This window comes from Komagataeibacter xylinus, from assembly GCF_004302915.1.
Classification (GTDB): domain Bacteria; phylum Pseudomonadota; class Alphaproteobacteria; order Acetobacterales; family Acetobacteraceae; genus Komagataeibacter; species Komagataeibacter xylinus_C.
On sequence record NZ_QQBI01000083.1, the window covers coordinates 1 to 3,029 of the forward strand.

General features: G+C 55.9%; 3 protein-coding genes and 1 pseudogene. 1 reads left to right on the forward strand and 3 read right to left on the reverse strand.

Annotated elements, in window-relative coordinates; all coding sequences use genetic code 11:
* Positions 1-65 precede the first annotated feature (65 nt).
* Positions 66-680, forward strand: a pseudogene (locus DV027_RS17130) (IS5-like element ISGdi1 family transposase); the annotation flags it as partial.
* Here the strand turns inward: DV027_RS17130 and DV027_RS17135 are convergent.
* The 3 genes from DV027_RS17135 to DV027_RS17145 all read right to left on the reverse strand — a co-directional run bounded on the left by DV027_RS17135 (position 671) and on the right by DV027_RS17145 (position 2,490).
* Positions 671-1,501 (reverse strand): NAD-dependent epimerase/dehydratase family protein, encoded by an 831-nt coding sequence (locus tag DV027_RS17135; protein WP_130732977.1) that lies wholly within the window; start codon positions 1,499-1,501, stop codon positions 671-673. The pseudogene DV027_RS17130 and the gene DV027_RS17135 overlap by 10 nt on opposite strands.
* 21 nt (positions 1,502-1,522) lie before the next feature.
* Positions 1,523-1,831 carry a cupin domain-containing protein gene (locus DV027_RS17140; protein WP_275101018.1) on the reverse strand — a complete coding sequence of 103 codons (309 nt, stop codon included), beginning with the start codon at positions 1,829-1,831 and terminating at the stop codon, positions 1,523-1,525.
* A 116-nt stretch (positions 1,832-1,947) separates the two neighbouring features.
* Positions 1,948-2,490 (reverse strand): RrF2 family transcriptional regulator, encoded by a 543-nt coding sequence (locus DV027_RS17145; protein WP_130732978.1) that lies wholly within the window; start codon positions 2,488-2,490, stop codon positions 1,948-1,950.
* Positions 2,491-3,029 lie beyond the last annotated feature (539 nt).

Sequence of the window (3,029 nt, forward strand, 5' to 3'; positions counted from 1 at the left end):
AATTTCTTTTGTGCAAAACAGACTTTTTCATAATCTAACCCGATGTACAACCCTTCTGTGAGATTTCCGCGTCGACTGTCAGGCGCTATTTTTACGCCTGGCGTGGTGCCGGAGTGTTCGAAGTCATGAATACGGTGCTGGTCATGAGCCTGCGCGAGATCGAGGGGCGTGAAGCCTCTCCGAGCGCGGGCGTGATTGACAGCCAGTCGGTGAAAACCACGGAAAGTGGCGGGCTTTCGGGCTATGACGCGGGGAAGAAGGTCAAGGGCCGCAAGCGCCATATTGTGACGGATACCTGCGGCTTCCTGATCTTTCTCCTCGTTCATGCCGCCGACATCCAGGACCGTGATGGGGCCGTTGATGTCCTGGCAGCGATACGCAGGCGCTTTCCCTGGCTGCGCCACATCTTCGCTGATGGCGGCTATGCTGGCGACAAATTGCGATCCGCGCTCGCCTCCATGGGAAAATGGACCCTCGAAATCATCAGGCGGTCCGATACGGCGAAGGGATTTCAGATCCTGCCGCGCCGCTGGGTGGTTGAACGGACATTCGCATGGCTGGGACGGTGCAGGCGGCTCGCCAAAGACTGGGAACAATCCATTGCGTCCTCAACCGCATGGACTTTGATCGCCTCAATCCGCATGCTGACCCGCAGAACCGCAAGGCATTGTCACGGTTGAAGAACTTTCGGATCGGGCTCTAAGAGTTGAAGAGCCTTCTGCTCATCGAGGTAGGGAGGAGCATCAGCTCTGACCCAGTTTGCATATGCCGGTAGCCAGTCAGACATTTTCGTCGGTTGGTTATCTACGATATTGTAGATGCCGCTTGGCGCTGTAAGGGCTGCCACCGTTGCCTGTGCAGCATCCTCTACATGGATGAAGGAAAATGTGCTGCTCCCCTTGCCGATCAGAGAAACTTCCCCCTTGAGAAGATGGCGACTGAATGCACCGTCGGACCAGTACCATGTCCCGGGACCGTAGAAGAACCCATAGCGCAGCCCGATACCTTCCATTTCCTGCGCGCTTGAAACCCTCTGTTCCAACGCGGCATACATACGGGCACTGTCACCGATCGTCCCTGGAGCGTTGATCCTCAAGGGCGCAGCTTCCGTTGCAAGTCCATTTCCACCATCCAGATAAAACCCGGATAACTGCTGGACATAACGTTTTACTTGGAAAGTCTTGGCTGCCTCGAAAAGATTACCACCACCGTCCAGCCGCAGTCGGCGATCAGCAGGCAGGCGCTGTGGCAGGTCGAAAGGACTGGACGGCAGGGAAGTCAGCTGGTCAATTACCACGTCCGGGCGGATCTTCTCAACGAGTTCGAAAATATTGGTTCGATTAAGTGCATCACCATTCACAGGATGAGCACCGAGCCTTTCGATCGTTTTCAGACTCTCGGGACGATGGGCCAGCCCCCAGACCTCATGCCCGGAATTCCGCAGAATCCTGATCAGCGGACGGCCCAATGCACCGCTGGCTCCAGCCACTAGAACCTTCATGATAATTCGATATCCTTTTGATCACTTCGCGGGAAAGACAAATGGAGCTGCTTTATCTTTGACGAAAAACGCAAGGAAACGCGCTGGCGCTGTCTGACTGGCATTACGCCCAACGAGATGGACCTCGTCTGGTCCCTCAAAGAAGCTCTGTCCTTCTTTCAGCGTTACGGGCGCGTCACCTTTGACCTGCATGGTGATGCTTCCCTTCAGGACATAGACAAAAACGGAAGCATTATGTCTGTGGATTGGATCCGAGCCTCCGGGGGCGTAATCGACCGTCAGCATGGCCCCCTCTTTGCCGGGAATACCCGAAAGATCATGGGCTAGCAGAGGCGTGACTTTGGTCTCAGCATGAAGAGACTAGGGCCAGAACCCTGCAGCCACGGCAGCAAGAGCAATAAACTTGCGCATTTTCAATATTCCAATTGGTAAAAGCTTTGTGGTGGTCAGGATATGTTCAACCGTTTCCGTTGTCTGACTTTGCTGGTACGGCGGGTCTGGATACGCTCGTCGAACCACGACTGCGCCTCTCCGAGAAAGGGAGAAGGAGCCTTATCCCGCACGGAGCGTACCAGATCGGCCAGCGAAATCTGCGCCAGTTCCCGACGCATGGCCTGCTCAGCTCGCAGCATGACACCATGAATTTCGCAAACACCCTGCGTTGCCCATTCGGGCGGCCGCTGATCGAAGAGAGCGCAGCGACCGCGGATTTCCTGACAGCTGAAAAGGTCCTTTGGACCCTCAACTGCATCCACCACCGCCAGAACGCTGATCTCCTCAGCCGTTCTGCCCAGTTTGTACCCTCCTCTCAAGCCCTCCACCGCGGTGAGCAGGCCCGCCTTTTCAAGCTTGGGAAGCAGCTTGGCGATAAACGCCGCTGGAATGTCCTGCAGTTCTGCCAAATCGAGACTGCTGACAGGTTCGGGATTATCGACCAGCCAGAGCAGGCTGTGCAGGATATATTCGGTTCTTGCGCCATAAAGTGCCATACGCGGACCCTATAGGTCTGCGTTTTGAATCGCAAGACGCTGTACTGGTCATTCTGACCTTGCAGCCACCTCGAATGTAAATGCTGAAATGTCCCTTTCTGAAAGAAGCGGCGACTAAGCCGACGTTCCGCTTCCCTGAAGGGTTTCGGGCGCCGCGAGGCGTACGAAAGTCTGGGAAGACCGAACCCGCGACACCGGGACTCGGTTATGGGGAATTTGCAATTGGCGCCGCCCCGGGGGAGAGGCTGAGCCAGAGCATACAGGTGCGTTTGTGGAACTGGAACGGGTTTTTGTGACCGGATCTGCATGACGCGATGACAGAACTGGCAGTGTAGGCAGCGATTTTCCCGGGTTTTCCAGTGATGCGTACAGGAGATACGGTTTGTCGGAGCGATGCCACTCCGATATCGGGATCGGTCATGCTGTAATCTCTGCGGGCTGTCATGGTGATCCCCCGGTCGGAGAGGTGATGTTGTGGACGGCCCCCGCACGAAATGTGCGAGGATGAAATCGTCACCGTCTACAACGCATGGAGCCAC